Genomic DNA, 23,002 nt, shown 5'->3' with positions numbered 1-23,002 from the left:
CTTGACAGAAATTGCTCAATTTATTGAAACTTGCTTTGAAACTTCGTTAAGTTTAGTAAACTGTCTTATTTGTTTAGTAGGGTAGGTTTGTAACTACCCTACCACTGGTATTACTTACGTTTGACTTTCTCCGATTTACTTGAAATTTGTTACGGAAGCATTCAAGTAAAATCATCCAAATTAAACAAAGTCATTTGTTTAGCTGAAGTTGTATTCTTCTTCGGCTTGCGTTTTCCCTGCACTATTTCTTGAATCACTGTTTCTGTTTGTATTGGTTGTTCAACTATCTCAACACTTTTGCACTCTACCTGTTCGCTCTTTTCCTCTTGCTCTGTATTTTCAACATTTTCAAACCATTCTTCATACCAATAAACCGCATTTATCGATTTAGGCTTTTCGGCTAATAAGGTATTACCAAGCCAAAGGTCAGTTTGACCCAACCACCAAATCGGAATTGCCAACCAAGGCGCGTACAGAAAGAACTGAAACAAAGCACATTTCAACAAGATTGGGTCGATGTCCTGACCGATACCACACAAACAATAATTAGATTGTGCCAACATTAAAGTACCCGTACCGCAAGCAGGTTCATTAAAGCTAGAAGTTCGGTCTATTTTGCCAGCGCTAATTACTTGAGACATGAAGCTACCGACTACTAGCGGTGTTGGATAAAATCCTGCATTCCTCTGCGCCTTTTTCCCACAAATATCGGGTAGTATTCTACCCAAATAATCTTCGGGATATAGCAAAAGAGCAGACAAATCGAACATTTGGTAAAGACGCATCGATGCTCCTTCACAACTTGCTGGTTCTTTTGGCAGAGTTTTGTAAGCTGGATGACCGAAACCAAATAAAGTCCAATCCAAGAAATATTCGAGATATTCCCATGCACTCCAAGTTCGCCATTCCCCATGTTTGGGAATGCAATTGAGAGTATTGTTCAGCATATTTTCTGCTACGCTTGAATACTCCCAATCGATTTGTGGAATTGGTTCGTTAGGTAGTGTCTCTTGAATGACAGACTCCGGCAATGGTTCGGGTTTTCTATTTTCTAAAAGAGCTAACATCGGTTCCATTTTCCACCGAGTCCAGGCGTGAGCCGGAATTAATTGACATCTCCCCCAGTAATCCCATCTTCCCCAAAGGCAACGGTCTACTTGCGCCAGGATTGGCATCATCCAGCCATGTACTAAATTCCGATTGAAGTTAGGAATTAAATCTTTCCTGGTTTTAATTTGGTAGGAATCTTTCCGTAATTTTTGTCGAAGTTCGATGCGAGCTTTCAGGCCAATTGTTGGAATTTCAATTAGTTTTTTCATGGTAACAATAAGCAAAAAGTATTGCCACCCGTTGACCGCGATCGCGGTGACGCTAGCTTGAAGAAAATCGGGCATTGGTGAAAGCTCGAAATTTGTTAGCGCGATCGCATAGGCTTCAGACTCGACTTAAGCAACGGTGAAAGGTGACCCTAACCCCGCATTTCTCACAAACTTGGTGATGAGTATTTATTTAATTTGACAATTTAGCAACGGGGTTGCAAATTTGAATTAAAATTTTCTTAAGCGACTGTTTCCCAGTCCCTGGTTTTTTTACCCTTCATTTTTTACCCCTAAATTAGCTTCTCAATTAGTTTGTGAGAAAGGCAGGAGATTAAGCAAGGATCTCTGGAACATAGTTCTTGAGGGTGATCGATGTGATGAAAAGCTAAGATAAAGAGGTTAATCTAAAGGAGCACTAAAGATAAATGCCAGAGCCAACAAAACAGCAAAGTAACCCCTTTTCCACGGGGGGAGGTGGAGTAAATTTTGAAACACGGGTTCAAGCAGCTTTTACCATTCTTATGCTTTCGGGTCGGCTTGCGCCCTGCTTACCACTTTTTCCAATTGTAAAAATTAAGCTGCAAGGGCATTATGCTGGCTTTAATACTGATGATTTCATTGTGTTTGCTAACCAGCCAGAAACAGAGAAAGAAGCAAGATTGCTGGCTCAAATCAAGCATGACATCAGCATCACAGCAAGCGATAAAACTTTTGCTGAAGTCATTCAAAGTACCTGGAATGATTTCAATGACGAAAGTTTCGATCCTGACACTGATGCTCTCGCTCTTATCACAGGTCTTCTAAGTGCAACTGACATCAACGATGTGCGACCTATTTTGGAGTGGGCAAGGCACGCTGAAAATGAAGCAGAATTTTTCACCAAAATTAATACTGCTAACTTTAGTAGTGATGCGAAAAGAAATAAATTAGAAGCATTTAAGACTCAACTGAATCAAGCAAATAAAACAAGATATCAAAAGTTAGTAGTTGACCTCATGGAATATTTCTTTTGCCAAATTAAGGCTTTTTGTGATTTAGGACTTACTCAGTTAGTATACATTTTATTAAAGGCTGCCGTAAATATTGACTTTAGTTTCGACACAACTATTTTGGAACAACAAATATGGAAGTTCCTAAAAGCTTTTCATGTCATTGGCTATGATTTGGATACAGAGTCAGGAAGTACCTTATCCTTGATTCAAAATCTAATTGCGCAATATTCAAATGAGTCTGCGCTATTTTTGTGGGCAAGAGTCGTTGATGCTGTTCAGACTGCAAATCAGAACGCAGGAACAATCACTTTAGAGACTTTGCCAGATGATATCCGGACTGCTTTTAGCACTGTTAGTTCCTCCAGTTGGTCATCAGATATCACCAAGCTCAAGGATCATGGCAATTACATTTTAGGTGGTATAAGGACTACTGTTAGTGGAGTTCATATTGAGCAACCGGATGTATTCTCTGAACTGCTCAGTTTGACTGAAACCTCTAGCTTCGTTTTTGTTTCCGGAGAGCGTGGTTCTGGAAAATCTAGCCTGATACAAAAGTTTTCAAACTATATAAGTAAAAGCGCTCCTATATTCTGTCTACGCACTGAGGATTTAGAGCAGTCCCATCTTGACAATGTTTTTTCAGCAATGGGCTTAAGAAGTTCACTTTCTGATATAGAAGCAAGCTTCGCTTTAATGCCCAAAAAGTACTTAATCATCGAGTCGCTTGAAAAGCTTCTTGAGTTAGAGAAAACAACAGCGTTTACAGACTTGCTTCAATTACTGAGTAAGCGTCAAAGTTGGACTGTGATTGCTACTGGTCGTGACTATGCGTATCAACAAATAACATTTAACTATCTTCAGCCTTTTGGAGTTAACTTTAAAACACTTACATTAAATGGTTTTAGTAATGATCGAGTTCAGAATTTATGTGAACGACTTGAACCCTTGCAAAGAATTTCTGACAATCCGAATTTGAAGCCGTTGCTAAAATCTCCGTTTTTTGCGGATTTAGCATGTAGGGTTCTTCAGACCGGAACGGAATTTATATCTCAGGATGGTGAAAAGGAGTTCCGCGTTGCAGTCTGGCGAAATGTAATTGCAAAAGAACAAGAGCGAGCAAATGGAATGCCGTTTAAGCGAAAGCAAGCTTTCATCAATGTTGCAGTCAGTAGAGCTAAGCAAATGGTTTATGGAGTTCCTGAGACTGAATTTGATGGTGAGGCTGTACTCAAGCTCGAAGAAGATAACTTAGTTCGTCGCGACTCCACAAACAGTCTTGTTAGCCCATCGCATGATGTTCTAGAGGACTGGGCGCTTGACCAATACATTGAGGATGCTTATCGAAGGTATTCAGGAAGAACACAAGATTTCCTTGATGCAATCGGTCATGAACCTGCAATAAACCGTGCATTTCGCTTATGGCTTCATCAAAAGTTAAGATATGGTGAGAATATTGGTGATTTTGTGCGCTCTGTTCTTACTAGTCAAAATATCCAGAGCTATTGGCAGGATGAAACTATTGCTGCGATACTTCAAGGCGAGAATCCAGATGAATTCCTCAGTTCTTTAAAGGATCAGCTTTTTTTAGGCAATGGAAAACTTCTGAAACGTTTTTGCTTCATACTCCGAATAGCTTGCCAAACTCCAGACCAGAAAATTATTTCCAAACTCAAACAAAATGATGATAAATCTTTAGTTGATGCCTTACTTCTTAAACCCTATGGTCAGGCATGGAAAGCCCTGATTCGTTTCTTACTTGAAAACAAAGATTCTGTATTTGAGAGTTTATTACCGCACATAACAGAAGTTCTAAGTAATTGGTCTTCCCTAGTAAATCTAAATGAGGACTTACCATTACCAGCCCGTGAAGCGGGATTGCTAGCTCTTCACTTGTTAGCTCCTCTTAAGGATTTACATGGAGATAATGTTAATAGAAAAAAGCTACTTAGCGTTATTTTTAGAATAATTCCAGCCATTAGTAAAGAGTTTGTCAATCTTTTAGAATCTGAAGTTCTTGTTTATCGAAGCCAAGGTAGTCGATTATCCTATGCTAAAGATTTCTGTCAAATGGCTTTGAAGGAAATTGAATCAGCTTTCTTTTGTAAGTATATGCCCAACCGCCTCATGAAATTGGCATGGTTTGAGTGGTTTATAGAAGAAATAGAAGATAGACCTAGACATATAGTTGCAAGTAGTTTAAAGATCGAAAATCGTTTTGGCTTGCACGCACACAAATTTAATTTCTTTCCAGCCAGTGGTTCTAAGGGTATATTCCAGCATTTGCTTCGCTTTTATCCGAAAAAAGGCTTGGATTTTATTTTGAGACTACTGAATAAAGCAGTAGAAACATATGTTCATTCTGAATTGTATCTATCACACCAATCGAGAACACAAGAATATGCAGAGCTAGTCTATGCAGTGATACCTATCCATCTAAACACTGGAGCCAAAATTTATCAGTATTACTCCGGTGACTTTTGGGGTGCTTACCGAGGATATTCCAATGTTCCGTGTTTATTAAAATCTGCTTTAATGGCGCTGGAAAACTCCTTGATTGATTTAATGCAGTCCAGTCAATCGGAAAATCTAGAGTGGTTATTTAACTACATTATGCGGAATAGTAACTCAGTTATGCCTACAGCAGTACTAGCTTCTGTAGCAACAGGTTTTCCTGCAAAAGTTGGGAAATCTGCGCTACCACTTCTACGTACTGCTGAGCTTTATCACATGGATCGGAATCGGATTATTCATGAACGAGGTGGCAATGAAATTGATTGGCATCGTTCTGGTTTTCAAAGAGATATACTCTCTCAACTTTATTCAGAAGAGAGACGTACTGCTGCCTTGCGTCCGTGGCGGGCAGAACATTTAGAGACGTTGATTGTGCGCCTTCAGTTTTCCGAGTGGAGAGATGAAGCACTTGCTACTATTGATTTGCTACGTGCATCTGAACCACAAGATGAAACGACACGATTTCTCTTACATAGGATTGATAGTCGTGGTTGGAAACCTGTAGAGGATAAAGAGAATAACAGAATTATTTTCGAGCCCGAAGATTTAGAACCTGACCTAAAGGATATTCAGCAGCAAGCTCAAGAAAAGTTGCTAATACAAAACCGCTTTTCTGCACTTTATGTTTGGGCGAGAAAAACCTTTGAACACGAACCGCTAGAGAATGAATACTATGCGACGTGGCATGAGGCTCTTGCTGAAGCAAAAGAGCTATTTGAAGAACTCCAGTCTAGTGCCGTTGGTGATCTAGCAGCAATGTATTTTGGTGCTTTTGTCACTGCTGCTGCTAGTTTTATTCGAGACTATTCAAGTGAACTGAATGAAGAAGATGTTTTATGGTGTGTTGAATTAATAATTCAAACAGTTACAGCGAATGCAGACTCAGATAACCCAACAGCGCAAGCAGATGCAACGGATCACGACGGTACATCTGCTGCTGCATCTATTCTTCCAATCTTGTTGGATTTTGCTTTTGAGGAGCAAAAGAAGTTTTTCATTAAAAGGTTAATTGCTATTGCATTAACACATATTAATGAAAATGTTCGGCACAAAGTAGCCGAGGGTATCAGAAATCATCTTTGGCAAAGAGATCCTGAATTCGCTCAAAAATGTATTATTGGAGCACTTGAGTACGCCCGATTTGAGCAAGACCAAGATAACCGATTCACAAAGAGGCGAATATATAGCCTAGAGGGTGCTGATAGAGAGGCTGAGATTACTAAGCTGCAAGAAAGGAAAAATGAATTCTGCGTTCGATTTTCACGTGGTGAGATTCCCGATCAGATTGAACAAGTTACGCTTCAATCACATAGCTCTTGGTATCTTTTAAGCCCATGCTTGATGATACCAGATGGCTCAACAGAACCTAGCCATATTAAATTTCTGTCGAATATGCTGACTATCTTTTTTGAAGATGAGCAAAGAGAAAATACAAAATATTCTGAAGAGAACGATGAAACTGAAATTCATTATGAAATGCCATTAAAATTTACAAAACGTTTTGCCAAATATTTGTTTCACTTACACAGTTCCAGTTTTCAGGATTATATTGAGCAGTTACGAATGGGTTGTGAAATAGCACCCATTTTTGTTGATTACCTTGCTGTATGTGTTGCTGTAGAGTCTGAGAGACAAGGTAAGAAGGAAGTTTATTGGCAACTATGGAGGGAATTATCGCAAAAGATACAGAAGATAGCTATTGAGGTTACTGGTAATAGTCCTAACCATAGGTGGCAAAATAACAAGCGCAAGTTAATTCGTGGCATGTTGAAAGTCGATTTAGACTGGCAAAAATCTGATTACGAAACTCAGGATATTGCTCTTGGAAAAGACTTACTACTTGAATTCTTCAAAAATGCTGGAAAAAATCCAGATGTGTTTGAAGCATTAGCGTCACTTATGTATCACTTTCGCTCAATTTTCTTTGAATCAGGGATACACATTTTATCAAGGCATCAAAGAGAACAAGGCGGAACTCGTTTATTTTCAGGAGTGAATACTGCGTTCTACTTGGAAATAGCTATTCAGTATTTTCTACAAATTGATCAACCTGGACCTTTGTCAAGGAATTTGCATGAGTCATGTTTAGTGCTGCTCAATGCAATTGTTGAAACTGCTTCATCAAGAGCATATTATCTCCGAGAACATCTTATTCGTTCTCGTAAGATATTGTAAGTCTAATTTGAGCTTTGCAAGTGAAAGTTATGTTATTACTCTAGAAACTAGGTTGTTTATTAAGGTACGATGCCCAGCCAGGATGAATTGAACGCTCGCACCCACACTTTGGATAAGTTTCTGATTCGGAACGCGATCGCTGATTGCTGATTGGTGCGAGCGTTTCCAAGCTTTATGGGGCGGCAAAAACTGGCTTTAAATCGCGACCAAACCAAACTTTAAATGACGACAAAAACTAACCGCCCCAACTCTTAACCATCTGAATTTCGACTTCACAAGGGATTGGCGTTAAAAACTTGTTTCCAGCCCACACCATAGAGCGTTTCAGCAAAGCTTTGACTGTTTCTACTTCTGCAATCGGACACTCTAGTAAGATTTCATCGTGAATTACGCAAATCAACCTGCCTCCTGTTCGATTCAAGGGTGCAAATAGTTTGGCTAGTGCAAGTTTTGTGATATCAGCACTCAGCCCTTGAATCGGGTTATTCAACATCTCGTTAAGCAATGGCTTAGAATCTTTAGACCAAAGTCTTCTTCTTCCTCCTAAAGTACGACTCTCTCGCATTCCTTTTAACCAATTCTGCCGTACATTCTTGTGAAACTCAGCAATTCCAGCATAGCTTTCAAAAAAGCGCTTTCGGAACTGTGAAGCTTCTTTCAAACTCAAAGTTCTACCATGTTCAACTTGAGCCAGGTTCTTAAATTTCTTGGCTCCCATACCGTAAATTAAGCCAAAATTGATGATTTTACCAAGCTGTCGATCTTCTGGGTTAATATCAGATAACGGCTTACCCAATACTAAAGAAGCAGTTAACTTGTGCAAATCTTCACCCTTTGAATAAGCAGCAATCAGAAGGCGATCGCCACTCACTTTTGCCATGATTCGCAGTTCAATTTGACTGTAATCTGCTTTTAGTAAAACATAGCCCGTTGCGGCTTTAAAACATTGTCGAGTTGCTTTATCTCTAGGAATATTCTGCAAATTTGGTTCTCGACAACTAAACCGACCCGATTTGGCTCCAATTTGAAACCAGTTTGGATGAATGCGTCCGGTAACGGGATGAATGTGTTGCGGTAAACCTTCAGCAAACGTGCTAATTCGCGTTGATAAACTACGATAATCCAGTAATGCTTGAATAACTGGATATTCATTTGCTAAAGGAATTAAAGTTTGAGTGTTAGTAGAAGAAACCGAAACTCCTTGAGCTTGCAAAGCAGCTAAAACTTGTTTGGGAGAGCGAAGATTGATAGAATTAGTGAATTCTGCAAGTAAAGAAATTTGCTTGTTCGGGGATGGGATTTGCAATGATGAAAGCTCTCTTGCAAGTGCTTTCTGTTGTTCTTCTAGCTGTTCTTTCAATAATTGCCATTGTGCTTTATCTAACAACATCCCATTTAGTTCCATTTGTGCAACTGCTGGTAAACAAGCGAATTCCAGTAAAGCTGTCTCCCACAACAAAGCTCGTTTTAGTTTACGTTTCAGGTAAATTCGTAAAGGTAATACAATTGCAGCATCTATAGCTGCATATTGTAATTGAGCGGCTGTTAATTCACCTGACCAGTCGCTTGTTTGTAATCGCTTATCTAGTTTGACATTTAGTAATTGGTCAGCGATCGCTTCTAGGGATAAACTACGCTTAAGTCCGGCTGTCAAGACTCGATAAGCGAGGTAAGTATCAAAAAAAGGACGGCTTGGTTGTAAGCCAGCTTGTGTTAGCATCATCCATTCAAATTTGAGATTGTGTCCTACTTTGAGCGCATTTCCCCTTAAAAGTTGGCGTAATGGTGACAAATCTTCACTGTCAATTGCAGCTAAATCAACGATGACAACTGGATGGTTCGGAATAGCCAACTGAACGAGACGAATTTTCGCTTGATGCGGGTCAGTTCCCCCTTCAGTTTCACAATCAATACCGATAATTTTTGCTTGCCAAAAGGGTTTAAGTGCTGTTTCTAATGCAGCAGCACTATTGATTAGTTGATAAGGGTAATTGAAAGAGCTAATGTTTTTAATTGTAATGGCATGAGGTTTATTTTGAAGAAGGTTAGCTGACTGGTTGTGCTTCATCATTACTTGGGTTTCCGACCAAGAATAAAAAGAGCCAGGACTATCTTTACTGGTGCGGGGAGAGGAGTAAAGTCGAAGAATTGATTTGGCAGTAAGTTTCATAACGGTGGTAAATACTAGCTTTTTTTAGCTACCGCGATCGCGGTAAGTGAAGAGAGTAAAATCAATTCAAAACTGGTAACTTAGTCATTAAATCTTTAGCTAATTATCATTACTCTTTTAGCTGAAGTACAGGTGTACCATGAAAACTAACTAATGACTAAAGTTACGCTTGCTAACAAACAATTATCAATTAACAGGTTAAACCAAGATGAGACAATTCAAACCAAGAAATAAACAAATGCAAGACTGTATCGCCAAACTAGGTTCTATTTTGGAAACCTACGGACAAGATATATTTTGCGACGCTGTTCAAAACTTATTGGACAATCATCCTGATACTCAATCATTGGACAATTACAGCTACCAAGTTATTATGCTACCAACTGATTACAACATTGAAGCGGTTTTGAAAGCAGCAGAGTTAACCGTTAAATGAGTATTAAATTGCCCTAACCTATAAAATCATTTAGTTATAGGGCAATTTAATACTCATTTAATTTGCTATTAAGTGAGCGTTTAAAGAGTTATAATAAATTTAATTTATTCAGCGTTCTCAATAAAATCGACATTGCTTGTTAACTACGAACCGCATCGAACATTACGCAAAAATAGCTGATTTGTTGTCAAGTTTAATTAGGAGGTGAAAATATGAAACTCGAAGTATATCACTGCCATCAGCTTATTTTTACAGAAATCGATTATTTATTACTTACTAAAGTAGCAATTGTACGTTGCAAATCTAGACGGCAAGTAAAAGCTTTAATGGAAGCATTCTATGCTACTCAGAACCTCAATAATAATTCCGGGGTTAATAATCCCAAGGTAGAGGTTATTACCCTATCTCGCTCTAGCCGAATCGGAGACGTATTTGCTATCGGCGATCGATTTTGGTTATGCGATCGATCGGGCTGGAAGCGAGAAGGAGATGGGTGGTATCTTATCAACAAGCCATCACTAACACCCACCAATCCGCAGCGATATGATGCAGTTTTGGGAAATCAGATGGCTTGTGCTACTACTTCTGCTATCTTGGGTGGTATAGAGGGAGTGAAGCATCGCTTAGCCCAAGCAGTCACCGTACAACAGAGAGCGATCGCAGTCAAGGAAGCACTCAAATATTACAATGGCATTGACTTAATTAAAGAAATAGGATGTCAGCATTGCGTTTCTGTAGTAATCGACTCCAAAAATTACTACTATCCCGCTATTTTTGAGGCTACCAAATTGCAGGGATACAATTCGCTTTATTGGTGGATAACCAGTACATTCAACTTCACAGCATCTTTTGTTGATGCGATGCACCAGGCTACTAAAATTGCTCTCCAGTACGATATTCCATTATTCTATGAAATCGCTCATCTCACTAAAGCTACTTGCGGTTGGGTTCCCGATAATGCTAACGAAAAAATGATTCAGTGGGATTTTCATTATGCAGTAGATACAATGGGTTCGAGATTACATTTTGCTACCAAACCTAAGCTTCGTTCCCTTGGTGTTAAGGTATCTGGAGAACCCGATAGAATTGCCAAAAATCCGCACCATCGCAGCTTTGCACCGATGAAGCTGTGGAAAGTGCCACCGGGTATTTGTCCAAGTGAACTGGATTCTGGGCTAACTGACGATAATCAGATTAACTGATATTTTTGAGGTAGTAGCGGCTTGCAGATACTTTAATTGAGATACACGGATTTCAGTTTTTGTCAAGTATATCAGTGTTTGTCTCTGTTTGGGGCAAGCATTATGACGTTTAGTTACAATCTAAGGTAAACCAGAATGAAGCTAGGAGATATCGTTAGTCGCCTTGTCATTGACCCCCGTAAATTGACGGAATACGCGCTTAATCCTGACAACCCAATAGGCGGTGACAAAGCGGTAATGTTTCAACTTCATTTAGGCTTTACCAAAGATAATTATCAGCCTCTGCTAGAACAAATTTCAGCACAAGCGCTTGATGCTGAAGCAATTTTAGGACAAGCTGATGAACATGGACAACGTTATCGAGTAGATTTAGAAATTACTGGAACCGAAGGACAGCAAGAAATTGTGCGTACAGGTTGGATAGTAGAGCTAGGTAGTGATGCAGCTAGGTTAGTAACCCTTTTTGTGCGGAGGACAAGATGATTGAAGCAGAATTATTTGATGTAATTGAATTGCTAATTAATTTGCCTAATTATAATCTTTTAGCGGGAACGCGAGGAGCAATTGTAGATTGTTATGGTTATGGTAAATATGAGGTAGAGTTTACTAACGAAGAAGGAGAAACTGAGGTTCTTTGTTCGCTGCAATCTCATCAATTTATAGTGGTTTGGAAGGCTAAAACTAAGAGTTGGTTATCAGTATCAGAACAGATTGTAGCTGCGCTCGGTAATTTATCTGAAGAACGTAAACGAGAAGTTTTAGATTTTACTCGTGCTTTGTATCAAAGGTGATTATTTTGAGAGTGCAATTGGCTTTGCTGGTGCGCTTGGCGCAATCGCTTTTGTTTGCATTTGTCAAAAAAATCATTGTTTCTTAATCATAGCGCTGGCTTTACTAATAACCCAAGTTTACTCACGATGCCAGCAAGGAACTATAGTTTAAATAATTAATAATCAGTAGACGATAAGTTGTAACTCTATAAACTAACTAATATTAAGGCTCTCCCCTCCAAGTGGAGGGGGTAACTATAATGGTTAAGAATTACCAGTTCTGGTGAAGTAATAGATGTTCAGCATGATTTAGTTTGAAGTTGTTTACTTAGCTGACTTAATCTAAACCATGAACAATACTTCTTTCGAGCCAAATTTAGGCTATCAAAATTCTGGATACTATGCCGATGAAGATACTTTGGGTTACGCTTCACCTCAGAAGGTAGAGCAAGGTAACTTTGATGATGGCTATCAAGAAAACGTTTACGACTCATCTAATCTAGCTGACAGTGCTTGGACAGATTCACCTACTCGTTCCAATCCACAGTTAGAACTAGAGCTTGATTAGCTTTTATTAACAGGCAGTGATAAATAGGTAGTAGAGCTTTTTACTCACTCTCTACTACTTACTTGCCACTCCTTTCTTTATTCGTCAAAGCCACAGAAAGATAACGGTGAACCCAATGAACCGTTCCAATCAATTCAATTACTGCATTGATGTCAAAAGTATTTTAAAGCGATGTAATTTCCTATTACCGCTCGCAATTTCTGTGTTTATATGGTTAAGCTTTTCATCAATGGCTTACGCCAATCCATTACCTACTCGAATTTGGGAATCAGAACAAGCTAAAGTATTATTACCCGACTGGAATCAGATTAGCTTTAGCGATTTTTCAGCAGTTCCCAATGCAGGAAGCGTTGGTAATAGAAGTTGGCAAACAGGCGATAAACTAGAGCAAATTTTACAGCTAGCAGATATTAGCGACCTTAAACCAGAAATCCTTTCATTGGCAGCAATTAAAAAACTCGTACCTAATAGCACAGATTGGCAAAATTTAGCTTTGTCAGCCTTTCCATTAGTAGGAAAGCAAACCCTCAGCCATCTGGTCGAAATTGTTCCCAATCTAGGTCAATTTCGGTTGAGTGAAGTGCCACCGATCGCAGCTTTAACCTCTCAAATATCTCTCGATAATTCCCAATTAAATAACCTACCACTTAATCAAGTAATAGAACGAGTACCGAAGTTAGCACAAACTCAACTTAACCAAATTGACTTATCTGGGTTTTCAATTGCACAAATACCCAACCTGACTAGCGTAAATTTAGAACAGTTTTCTGGTTGGGAAACCGAACGAATAGCTGATATTCCCAAGCTCTCGACGCTACCGCTTTCTCAATTTCCAGTACCAGTGGCAGAAGTAGGCGGTGGAGTGATGCGAATTGACATGATTTATGGTGCATCTGAAAGCAAGCGCCAAAACACTATTTCCGGTTCTGATGTTGAAGGATTTGCAGTTACTTGTACCAAAAACTGCGCTTACATCGAACTTGATGATTTAGAAAACTCCGGTCGTCGCAGGTCTGGCCCACTGGAAGGCAAACAGTGGATTAGTGGAAAATATCAGGAAGTTCGAGGCGGTTCTGGTTGTTTGGCAGGTTGGGAACCAACGGGTCGCCATCCCTTTGGTAAAGCTTTCAAAGTAGTGGTAATGGAGCCAGATGAAACTAACGATACAGTCAATACCGCACTTTATTTTCGCTTAAGCCTTCCCTGCGGTAAATCTCCTTACATTATTGGCCCAATTCCCTTTTTCAGTTACAGCGTAAATTCGCCGATATTTGTGGGTTTGCTAGAAGGCGGTTCTTCAAAAAGCGTGTCTCGTTCCACTGATGCTGCCAAATCCTCAAAACCCAAGCAGCCTATACCTTCTAACTCTAACTCAAATCAAACTGAGCCACTGAAAAGCCAACCTGGATGCGTGCGGGAGAGTAGTTATATCGGTGATGTGGATACTGCCAGCCTAAGAGAAGCGATCGCTAACCTCGAAAGTGCAGATAGCGGCGACTATCAAGCCATTGGCGCTTACGTTTGTGCAGATCGGGGAACTAATTGCGGTATGGCTTTAGGTCGCTATCAATTGATGAGTTACCGAGAAGACGTGCAGCAAGCGATCGGTTCTGTTGCTGGGGGTACTGAATTCCTCAAGCAAGTCAACAGCGGTAAAAAACCCACATCACAAGAACTATTCCGCTTCTTCCCCCCGGCGGTGCAAGATCGGCTTTTGCAAAACACACTAGCTGAAAGTATCGATCGCACTCGCTCTCAAGTCGATCCTACCACCGGACAATTGTTTGAAGGCGATCGCCTCATCGAACGAGTAGCACAGAAGCACTTCGGGGGAGAAGGCAGTAAAGTAGATGCCAACTACTCCGATATTTACGGTGGTTACTCGCTCAAATCTTACGGAGAAAAGGTGTTACAGCTTTATAACTACAACACCAAAGGCGATTGCTTATTTAATTCTCACCACACTAATTCTCTTAGTTCTGGTATTGCGTTGAGTGCCACTCGCTTAAAGACTGCCTCACTCATTAGCTTACTTCTAGGCTTAATCGGATACTTCACACAGTTTCTTCATCCCCGCAAGATGCGAACGTTTTGGTTGCTGGTTGGTTTAAGCATCGCCATCACAATTGGTACATCTACTTTCATTCATTAGGAGCAAAAAAAGATGCTAAAAAATGCGAAAATTACAAACAATTTTTCTACAGTTTCCTTTCCATCTAGAAATCCACCAGCTTGGTTAAACCGCAGCGCTTATTGGTTTCGGATTGGTTTGATACTTTTTAGCGTCATCACACTGCTGTTAGGAACTACCGCTTGCAGTTCTAGCAGTTCAGCCAAAACGACTTTATCTTCCTGGCAGAATGCTGCTGAAGTTACACCAACAGAAACTTTAGTTCAAATCGTACAATCTCACAGCAGTTTAGCAGATCCTCAAACAGCGATCGACAAAATGAAGGTGTGGCAAGTAAAGGGTAGAGAAGGTGTATTAAACATCTATGACTTTCGTCAACCTAACCTCTGCGGTCAAATCGGCTGTCTTTATGTTGGATACTTAATTCCTTTTGATAAAAGCCAGATGCCAAAAGAGGTATTTACAGCTTATCTCAATCCCAACCTACCACCGAAAATTCCTTTATTCCAAGCTGAAGCTGAATCAACTTATAACGGAATGCCTTGTTTGGTGGTTACTCAACAATCCAGTAACAGTCAAACTCAGCTTAAATTTTGTTACGACCGATTGACTTATCAATTGGTTGAAAAGAGGAAACAGGGAGTAGGGAGTAAAGAGTAGGGGAAAGGTAAAAAGGAAAGAATAAAGGATAAAATCTCTTTACCACTCCCTACTCACCACTCCCCATTACCTACTCTTCTAAATCAACAGAGGCATCAACTTCAATCGTTTCAAAATCATCCAATTCATCTAGTTCAGCATCAGATTCTTCAACTTGTTTAATTCGACGAAGTGGTTTCGATTTATTTTTACTACCACGGCTATCAACAGTAGGTAATACCTCAACTTCCTCCGGTTCTCCACTCTTAGCTAATGCAGGTAATTGTGATTCCCCAGCCTCTATAAACCCAGCTATATCCTGATGTAACCCCCAAAATGTTTTCTTATGTTCGGGAGTTCCCAAGTATAGTTTGGGCAGATTTTCCAGAGTTGGCTTGATAATGTTAGCCGTTTTACAGCAAAATGACTTGTTCTTTCCTTCGCCTTCTTTGACAGCTTGAAACTTGATGTTGATAACACCCAAAGAACGCCACTTGTCAGTCTTGCCGCTATAATCTACTTCAAAGTAATCGGCAAATACTTTTTCCAAGTGACGATAAAACTCTTCACGAGCGCTCTTAAAACTCCAAAGTGCTACGTTCTTAAATCGCACCACAATTGGAATTTTATGCAACGGTTGGTTTTTGGAATTAAGGAAGATGAGAGCGTGTTCCGAACACACTTCCTGCGTCTTTTTATCCAGATTTTGACGATACTCGTCATACAAACCAACAAATGTTCCAGCTAAATCACCGTTTTCTTCTATATCTTTGAAACGAATGTACTCTGGTACAAAAGCTAACACTAACATCCGCGCATTACTCAGAAATAGTCCGGTTACGGCTTCAGTTAACTCAACTGTCATCAACTCTTCTTCTGTCGGCATCATTTTCCACTCAGCTTTTACGAGTTGGTCGGTTGGAATTAAAATGCCAGCCGGGTTGTCATTAATGATGATGCCGTAGGGTAAAGAAGGTCGTCTAGTTTGATTGTATTGAGGAGTCAGTAATTCTGGGTCTACTTCAAATTGAGTTGTTTGCTTTTGTCTAGAACCGTTTTGATTCGGCAATTTAGCATTATTAGCTTTAACCATTTTGAAAAATCCTCAGCAATATTGCCTGTGATTAAAGGCGATAGCCGTTACAGAAGGGTGTTAAATAGTGTAGAACTGGAAATATCAACGAATTTCAAATTTAACAAATGTTTTAATTTTTTTAATGCAAATTTAATAGAAATAACCAAAATCTGAATTCAATGAAGTAACTATGCAAAATCATCAATTCATTCTTCATAATACCCAACCGATTCTGCTGCAAACAACAAGCCAACCAACTAAACGCCCGCTAATTGGTATTGATTTTAGTGGATTAATAGGTCAGTTTATGAACCCAGAAGGTCTGGGAATGTTAGGAATGTTTTTGGCATTAATCATCTTTTCCAAAATGGTGGGAACGGGCAAGGGTAAAGTAACATCTGGACGCTTGTGTGGTGTAGCAGAAAAGATGACAGCCACAGGTCTATCTCTCAAACAAATTAAAGAAAAAAAACGACAGCCTGTAACCTTGTGGAGTGGTAGTCCAAGTTATTGGCTACCTGGTAAATTAAAGGGTTTAAGCTCTTACTTACAAACCTTACTAAGTGCTTCTCCTACTGTTTGGTTCCCTCATGCCGAACGCGGTATTTTGGTAATTGGTGCGCCGGGTAGTGGTAAAACATTTAGCGTTATTGACCGTTTAGTTGAAAGCGCATTTCAACAAGGATTTCCAGTCATTATCTACGACAAAAAAGGTGAGCAAATGAAATTACACGCTCCCTTAGCTGTTCGTTACGGTTATGACGTGCAAGTGTTTGCACCGGGGGAAGCTTATTCGGGTGTAATTAACCCCCTAGATTTTATGAGAGATGCTCAAGATGCAGTCATGGCAGCAGAAATTGGTTCAGTAATTGCGCGTAATGCGAGTTTGGGAGATAGCAAAGGTAACGAATTTTTTGAGAAAGCTGGTGAGTTGATGGCGAAGGGATTGGTACAGCTAGCTAAAGGTAGTCCCTATCCAGATTTAGCAATGGTCTACGCAATCATTCAATTACCAGATTTTGTTAAGCGCATTCATCATGCTGTTCATCGTCCTGACGGTCATCCTTTGAAAATGGATCGATGGATTGCTGCTAGTTTCTCTCAACTTTTAAGTTCCAAAGATGCTGAAAAAACGGTAGCGGGTATCAAAGCAACAGCAGAAGCAACTTATTCTGCTTTCATTCAAAAAGATTTACTGCGAGCGTTTATCGGTCAAAGCACTATTCCTATCGTTTTAGAAGGGAAAAAGTGCATTATTTTCAAATTAGATGACCAAAGACGTGCTGTAGTTGGGCCGCTTTTAGCTGCTGCTATTCACTTGTGTGTTGTCAGCAATTTGTCTAAAGTGCGAAAAGAACCCTTCGTGTATTGTTTGGACGAATTCCCCTCACTGAAATTCGATCGCATGGATCAATGGGCTAACGAATATCGCAGTGCTGGCGGTGTCCCCATTGTCGGCATTCAGAGCTTGAACCAATTGTACAACCTCTATGGGGATAAAAAAGGGGCTGCGATCGCTAGTGCCCTTTCTACCCACGTGCTATTCAATCCAGGCGATTACGATACTGCTGAGAAATACTCTAAACGCTACGGAGAAGTGGAAGTACTGGTAAAAAATCGCTCTACGGGTAGCTCGATGGGTCATCAGACCAGTCGTTCTGTCAACTGGAACGAACAATTGCAAAAGAAACCGCTGATTAGTGTTGACGAAATTCTAAGGTTTCCCCAAGGTAAGTGCGTAATTACGTCTCCTGCTTATGGTTCTGGTACGGAAGCGCTATTTCCCTATCCCCTGAAAGTTCCTGTGAAGCCTAGCGACCTCAAACGCGCTAAAGAGTCGGAAGCACTGTGGGACACGAACATTCGATCGCAACTGGAAAAACGAGCTTATTGGCACTCACTTGACCCGAAAACCAAGCAGTCAATCGATATCGATACAGAACTCGATAATCGCATTCGTGCTGCGTATCAATTGCTACCGCTACCCAATGACCCAACCGAACCAGTAACAACCGCTGATGTCAAGTCAGACCCAAAAGCGGCTGGGGAGAGAGTTTTGGGCAATTTTCGGGAACTATTTAAAAACGGAGCAATTAGCGGGGTGCGTAATGGCTGAAAACTTGGTATCACCTGATATTCTGATTGTTGACGACATTCCCGATAACATTCGGCTGCTGTCATCGATGCTAGTTGATAGCGGTTATCGGGTACGAAAAGTGGTAAGTGGGGAAAGGGCATTGAAAGCGATCGCGCTGCAAGTGCCTGACTTAATTTTACTCGATATCCGAATGCCAGATCTGGATGGCTATGAAGTGTGCAAACGACTCAAAGCATCCGATATTACCAAACAAATACCGATTATTTTTATTAGCGCTGCCGATGATGTATTTGACAAGGTGAAAGGGTTTGAGGTGGGAGGTGCTGACTATATTACCAAACCGTTTGAACCAATTGAAGTATTAGCGAGAGTAGAACAGCAATTAGCAATACGTCGCTATCAACAGGAACTATTTGCCAAAAACAAACAACTTGCTCAACACAATATTCAGTTAGAACGAGAAATTAAACAGCGACAGCAAGCAGAAAGGCGTTTGAAAGTTTTTGTTCATACTGTTTCCCACGATTTGCGAAATCCGGTGACAGGTATTTCGTTGTTCCTGCAAAGTTATCTGAAAAATAGTGCCGAAAATGTTGTACTTGACAAACCAGCTGTAGAAATGATGTTGGCTAGTTGCGCTCGACAACTTCAATTAATTGATTCTTTGGTGGAAACGCAAAAGTTAGAAACTGGCAATTATCCGTTAAACTTGCAATCAATTTCGCTCTATGGTTTGATAACCAGTGTCATCAAAAGCTGGTCTCCGATGTTAACTTCATCACAAGTTGTCCTCAACAATCGTATTCTTTCAGAGTTACCCTATATTCATGTCGATCCAGAGCAATTGTGGCGAGTGTTTGAAAATTTGATTGGCAATGCGCTCAAATACAATCCACCGGGTATTACTTTAACACTGGATGCCGAAGTAGATGCTAAAACATCTATGCTAAGAATAACTGTTGCTGATAATGGCGTAGGCATTCCCAAGGCTGAATGCGATAAATTATTCGAGCTTTACGTGCGGGGGAAAGACACAAAAGATCGTACTGGCTCTGGTTTAGGGCTTTACATTTGTCGCCAAATCGTATCAGCTCATGGTGGGCAAATTGGTGTTGAAAGCGAGTTGGGTAAAGGTACGCTGTTTTGGTTTACTTTGCCATTAGCCTGATGCCAGAAAACTTTCAAATCGTGGTATCTGCCAAAACACTCATTTTTACACCACCTTTAGGAGCCATTAAAAAACCTCGTCGCGCTGGAGCAACCAGGGTGTTTTCCGCTAATTCTAACTGATAATTTAATAGAATTGTTGCTAAAATTAATTTCATTTCAAACAAAGCAAATACTTGACCCAGACATTGACGAGAACCTCCGCCAAAAGGCCAAAATTCATAAGATGAATATTTACGATCGATAAACCTTTCTGGTTGAAATCGGTCTGGTTGGGGATATAAATCTTCTCGACGATGAGTTAGATAAATACAAGGTGTGACATACGTTCCAGAAGCAACTTGATACTCCCTTAAATTAACAGACCGGAGCGTAATTCTCGGAAAAGTGAAAAGAACGACAGGATAAATCCGCAAAGTTTCTTGACAAACGGCTGTCAGATAAGGAAGTTGAGCAATTTTGAGCGGGTCAGGAGTATTTAAACCGTGCAACTCATGCAATATTTTCTCATAAACTTCTGGCTGTTGGTGTATCCAGTATAAAGCCCAAGCGATCGCAGTAGCAGTAGTTTCGTGACCAGCGTTCAGTAAAGTTAAAAGGTTATCTCTTAATTCGGCATCACTCATAGTCTCTCCGTTGTCATATTCTGCTTGCATTAGCACGCTCAGAATATCAGAACGACTCGATCGTGCTTGTTGGCGACGCGCCCGTATTTCTGCTATCAGTTGTTCATCAATCTGTTGTCGCAAACGGAGAAATTTTCCCCAAGGGCTTCTAGCACCTAAATCTTTTTGTAAAAATGGAAGCAATAAAACACTGGCGCTGATTGGTGAACTGGTCAAACCCAGCCAAGTTGACATTAAATTTTTCAAATTTTCAAATCTTAATCCTCCCTCAATACCAAAGACTACTTTTAATATAATTGTCATGGTAATGTCTTCGCATAGATGACGTGCAATAAAGCTTTCACCTGGTTTGAGTTGTTGTGTAACTTGTTGAGTAATTTCACAAATCTGTTGCCCGTAACTAAGCATTTTTTCCCCATGAAAGGGAGGCATGATTAGCTTTCGCTGTTTTTGATGGCGTTCTCCATCTTGTACAATTAATGAATTTTCTCCAAGTTGAGGTTTAAAGATTTCATTGGCAGCACCAGGAGCATCAAGAATTTTATTAGTAGGGTTAAATATCTCTTGTAGATCTTGTGGATGACTAACAACTAAAGTTTCTAAATTACCAAAGGAATTAGTAAAAAAAAGCTCCCCATAATTTTTGGCACAACGTTCTAAAAATTCTAATGGCTTTAAAGTTGATTCAATTTGTTGGATAAATTTAGGAATTTTAACTTTCGGAATTTGTTTAATTGTCATAGCTTCTGGTTACCTCAAGAGCGTAAACTAGAATTTTAACCTAACCCTGCTGTTTTCACCTATCTTAACCCAACTGCAAATTAGCGCTTACACAACATCTTAAAATGGCAGCGATCGCTGATGTCGAATTCAGGTTATACTAATCCCAAGCGTAACGCTTTAACTGCTGCCTGAGTGCGATCGCTTGCCTTGAGCTTGTGAATGATCTGTTGTACGTGGCCTTTAATCGTGTTCGCACTCACCCCCAGTTCAAGACCAATTTCTGTATTACTTTTACCTTCCACAAGTTGTTGCAACACTTGCATTTCACGTTCGGTAAGTCGTACTTCTTCTAGTTCTTCCCCATCGGGCAGCGGTTGTCTGATGTTTTGCAACACGCAGTCGGCAATTTTAGCATCTAAATACCAGTTTCCTTCTCCTATTGCCATGATTGCTGCTTCTAGTTGAGGTATACTAACACCTTTAACGCAGTATCCGTTAGCCCCACTCGATAAAGCTGCCATCACTTTAGTTGGATTGGTGTAGTGGGTGAAAATGATAATGCGGGTGTCCGGTAGTACGTCCTTGATTCGCTGGGTAAGCGTAATGCCGTCCATGCCGGGTAATTCGATATCAACCAAGGCAATGTCTGGTTTTAGCTGGACTGCTGTACTCACGGCTTGCAGACCATCCTCGACCTGTCCTATCACCTTCAGTCCAGGCTGGGCAGAGAGTGCGTGCCGCAGTCCCACCTGCAACATCGGGTTGTCTTCCACGATCAGAACGGTTTTTGCCTTAATCTCAGTATTGGTAGTCATTTTTACCTGTGCTGTTGACTCTGGTTTCTTCCACTATCTTTTCCGGGGAAGTTTGGAAACGCCATCAACCGATTGGGAGAAGAAGAGGTTGTATTTTTAACACCATATCTCTGACAACAGAAATAGTTCTGTCTGCGTAGAAGGTTGGAAACTGTTGATATCTAACGAATATGCACTTGCTTCGGTTGGACGATTAGAACTGCAACTACGCCGTAATTTTTCCAGTTGTGCTGCTTTTGACCAAGCACTGGAATCGGCAGACCAAAGATAGCGGCGATTTTGCCAATGCTTTAGCACTCGTTTTCCACAGCCAAACCCGTGTAATTTGAGGTCTGGTCTTAAGCGATGAATTGTTTGCAAAATACCAGCTACTGTATCGGGTTTTCTGCCAGATAAAGAGCCAACCCCCACCCAAGCTCCCAATGAAAGTCGGTTTCCGTAGTCGTAGAGATGTTGCTTGTAGTCTTCAGAGTTTGAGCCTTGCAAAACAGGCATCAAGTAGACTCGATTTTTGACTAATTTTTTGAGTGCGTCGTAGTTGATAATTGTTTGAGCTTGATGTTGGCTCACTGACAAACCAGTTTTTCTAGATATTGAGGCAGACATAGCAAGTCTGGTGCAACTACAGCTTCCAGAATGCCGCACCAACTCCACCGATGGGCTGCATCAGCATATTCTTCCAAATTAGGCATTAATCCTGCAAAAGTTCCGGCATCTAAAATCCACTGTTGTGGGCTGAAACCTTTACGATACTTGCGATTTCGTAGCCGACTGAAGTTGATGCAGCAGTGAGAAAAAAATTGGGCATCGGCTGGTTGGTGACAGCCGATATAAAATCTAACAGACATCGATTGTTTTTGATTAGTTAAAGCGGTACTTCATCGATTTCGTCTATACTTTTTACTAGAGCGATCGCTCTAACTGTGTCGTCAGTTGGAATTATTACATTCCCTGTATCTGTATTACTTTTGGGAATAGCAATAGATGGCTGATATGGCTGACTTATTTTTTCGTTAATTCTCTTAATCAACCAATTGCGGGTGCGCTTGTGTTGCTTGCTATCCCAGCTAAATACTACTTTTTGAGCAGCTTCGGTCGGATGCAGTGCTAAAACAGTCAGTCGCATTTCATTAGGGTTTATCTGAAAATATTCAGTGGCTACCCACAACTTAATTCGATCGGAGTAACTCAGAAGAGGATGTCTAATCCCCCATTCAAACAGCCGGGGTCTTTCTCTAACTATTCCCACATTTGTCCGAACTTCTATTACGTGATTACAACCAGAAGAAGTACGGTTTTCCCTACATGACTTGCATTCTAGTTGAGCAGTAAGTGTCAAATCAATGAAGAGTTTTTTGTGCGGTATAAATAGGCTGGGTAAAAGTTCTCTCAGCGAACATATCCATTGTTTTAATTGGGGATACTTATCAAGTATTGGCTCTACGGGCAATCCCATTAATGTTTGTTTAAGTGTTAACTGAAATTGCTGCTGAATGTAGGTAGAAACTAGAGATCTTGATTTGTTAATTACAATTGGCTTAAGATCTGATAAAGTTAGCAGGTGCATTGTTGGGCAAGTTAGCGA

The 23,002-nt window shown here is 40.3% G+C and carries 18 protein-coding genes; 10 read left to right on the top strand and 8 right to left on the bottom strand.

Translation table 11 applies throughout. From position 1 onward, the window contains the following. Positions 1 to 161 precede the first annotated feature (161 nt). The gene (locus IQ264_RS32585) at positions 162 to 1,394 is read right to left on the bottom strand and encodes a hypothetical protein (RefSeq protein ID WP_228061204.1); all 1,233 of its coding nucleotides are present in this window, start codon (positions 1,392 to 1,394) and stop codon (positions 162 to 164) included. Positions 1,395 to 1,744: 350 nt separating this feature from the next. Here IQ264_RS32585 and IQ264_RS01535 point away from each other — a divergent pair, with 350 nt between their 5' ends. Then, the gene (locus tag IQ264_RS01535; RefSeq protein WP_193977905.1) at positions 1,745 to 6,997 is read left to right on the top strand and encodes an ATP-binding protein; all 5,253 of its coding nucleotides are present in this window, start codon (positions 1,745 to 1,747) and stop codon (positions 6,995 to 6,997) included. Positions 6,998 to 7,232: 235 nt separating this feature from the next. Here IQ264_RS01535 and IQ264_RS01530 read toward each other — a convergent pair whose 3' ends face one another. Continuing rightward, positions 7,233 to 9,167 (bottom strand): bifunctional 3'-5' exonuclease/DNA polymerase, encoded by a 1,935-nt coding sequence (locus IQ264_RS01530; RefSeq protein WP_228061203.1) that lies wholly within the window; start codon positions 9,165 to 9,167, stop codon positions 7,233 to 7,235. Positions 9,168 to 9,375: 208 nt separating this feature from the next. Here IQ264_RS01530 and IQ264_RS01525 point away from each other — a divergent pair, with 208 nt between their 5' ends. The 7 genes from IQ264_RS01525 to IQ264_RS01495 all read left to right on the top strand — a co-directional run bounded on the left by IQ264_RS01525 (position 9,376) and on the right by IQ264_RS01495 (position 14,934). Continuing rightward, positions 9,376 to 9,603: a hypothetical protein gene (locus IQ264_RS01525; protein WP_193977903.1), complete on the top strand. Its 228-nt coding sequence runs from the start codon at positions 9,376 to 9,378 to the stop codon at positions 9,601 to 9,603. A gap of 212 nt (positions 9,604 to 9,815) precedes the next feature. Further along, on the top strand, positions 9,816 to 10,805 hold the full coding sequence (locus IQ264_RS01520) for a hypothetical protein (RefSeq protein ID WP_193977901.1): 990 nt from the start codon (positions 9,816 to 9,818) through the stop codon (positions 10,803 to 10,805). A gap of 135 nt (positions 10,806 to 10,940) precedes the next feature. Next, positions 10,941 to 11,288, top strand: a complete 348-nt coding sequence (locus IQ264_RS01515; RefSeq protein ID WP_193977899.1) for a DUF6883 domain-containing protein — start codon at positions 10,941 to 10,943, stop codon at positions 11,286 to 11,288. Beyond that, positions 11,285 to 11,596, top strand: coding sequence for a DUF4926 domain-containing protein (locus tag IQ264_RS01510; RefSeq protein ID WP_193977897.1), 312 nt, complete (start codon positions 11,285 to 11,287; stop codon positions 11,594 to 11,596). Before IQ264_RS01515 ends, IQ264_RS01510 begins: the two co-directional genes overlap by 4 nt. Positions 11,597 to 11,924: 328 nt before the next feature. Next, positions 11,925 to 12,143, top strand: coding sequence for a hypothetical protein (locus IQ264_RS01505; RefSeq protein WP_193977895.1), 219 nt, complete (start codon positions 11,925 to 11,927; stop codon positions 12,141 to 12,143). Between the two features lie 115 nt (positions 12,144 to 12,258). Further along, positions 12,259 to 14,295, top strand: coding sequence for a hypothetical protein (locus IQ264_RS01500; protein WP_193977893.1), 2,037 nt, complete (start codon positions 12,259 to 12,261; stop codon positions 14,293 to 14,295). 12 nt (positions 14,296 to 14,307) lie between these two features. Then, the gene (locus IQ264_RS01495) at positions 14,308 to 14,934 is read left to right on the top strand and encodes a hypothetical protein (RefSeq protein ID WP_193977891.1); all 627 of its coding nucleotides are present in this window, start codon (positions 14,308 to 14,310) and stop codon (positions 14,932 to 14,934) included. A 70-nt stretch (positions 14,935 to 15,004) separates the two neighbouring features. Here the strand turns inward: IQ264_RS01495 and IQ264_RS01490 are convergent, their stop codons facing one another. Then, positions 15,005 to 16,006, bottom strand: a complete 1,002-nt coding sequence (locus tag IQ264_RS01490) for a DUF5895 domain-containing protein (RefSeq protein WP_193977889.1) — start codon at positions 16,004 to 16,006, stop codon at positions 15,005 to 15,007. A gap of 172 nt (positions 16,007 to 16,178) precedes the next feature. Here IQ264_RS01490 and IQ264_RS01485 point away from each other — a divergent pair, with 172 nt between their 5' ends. Continuing rightward, positions 16,179 to 18,104 (top strand): type IV secretory system conjugative DNA transfer family protein, encoded by a 1,926-nt coding sequence (locus IQ264_RS01485; RefSeq protein ID WP_193977887.1) that lies wholly within the window; start codon positions 16,179 to 16,181, stop codon positions 18,102 to 18,104. Next, positions 18,097 to 19,254, top strand: coding sequence for a hybrid sensor histidine kinase/response regulator (locus IQ264_RS01480; protein ID WP_193977885.1), 1,158 nt, complete (start codon positions 18,097 to 18,099; stop codon positions 19,252 to 19,254). The genes IQ264_RS01485 and IQ264_RS01480 overlap by 8 nt, the downstream gene beginning before the upstream one ends. A gap of 13 nt (positions 19,255 to 19,267) precedes the next feature. Here the strand turns inward: IQ264_RS01480 and IQ264_RS01475 are convergent, their stop codons facing one another. The 5 genes from IQ264_RS01475 to IQ264_RS01455 all read right to left on the bottom strand — a co-directional run bounded on the left by IQ264_RS01475 (position 19,268) and on the right by IQ264_RS01455 (position 22,984). Further along, positions 19,268 to 20,620 carry a cytochrome P450 gene (locus IQ264_RS01475; protein WP_193977883.1) on the bottom strand — a complete coding sequence of 451 codons (1,353 nt, stop codon included), beginning with the start codon at positions 20,618 to 20,620 and terminating at the stop codon, positions 19,268 to 19,270. A gap of 134 nt (positions 20,621 to 20,754) precedes the next feature. Continuing rightward, positions 20,755 to 21,417 carry a response regulator gene (locus IQ264_RS01470; RefSeq protein ID WP_193977882.1) on the bottom strand — a complete coding sequence of 221 codons (663 nt, stop codon included), beginning with the start codon at positions 21,415 to 21,417 and terminating at the stop codon, positions 20,755 to 20,757. Between the two features lie 96 nt (positions 21,418 to 21,513). Further along, positions 21,514 to 21,987 (bottom strand): DUF7221 family queuine tRNA-ribosyltransferase-like protein, encoded by a 474-nt coding sequence (locus IQ264_RS01465; RefSeq protein WP_193977880.1) that lies wholly within the window; start codon positions 21,985 to 21,987, stop codon positions 21,514 to 21,516. After that, positions 21,984 to 22,265: a hypothetical protein gene (locus tag IQ264_RS01460; RefSeq protein WP_193977878.1), complete on the bottom strand. Its 282-nt coding sequence runs from the start codon at positions 22,263 to 22,265 to the stop codon at positions 21,984 to 21,986. Before IQ264_RS01460 ends, IQ264_RS01465 begins: the two co-directional genes overlap by 4 nt. A 17-nt stretch (positions 22,266 to 22,282) precedes the next feature. Then, positions 22,283 to 22,984 (bottom strand): hypothetical protein, encoded by a 702-nt coding sequence (locus IQ264_RS01455; RefSeq protein WP_193977876.1) that lies wholly within the window; start codon positions 22,982 to 22,984, stop codon positions 22,283 to 22,285. Between the last annotated feature and the right edge of the window lie 18 nt (positions 22,985 to 23,002).

The organism is [Phormidium] sp. LEGE 05292 (assembly GCF_015207735.1).
Lineage (GTDB): Bacteria > Cyanobacteriota > Cyanobacteriia > Cyanobacteriales > Aerosakkonemataceae > Floridanema.
The sequence above is the reverse complement of the archived record's forward strand: the minus strand, read 5'-3'. Positions and strand labels throughout refer to the sequence as shown.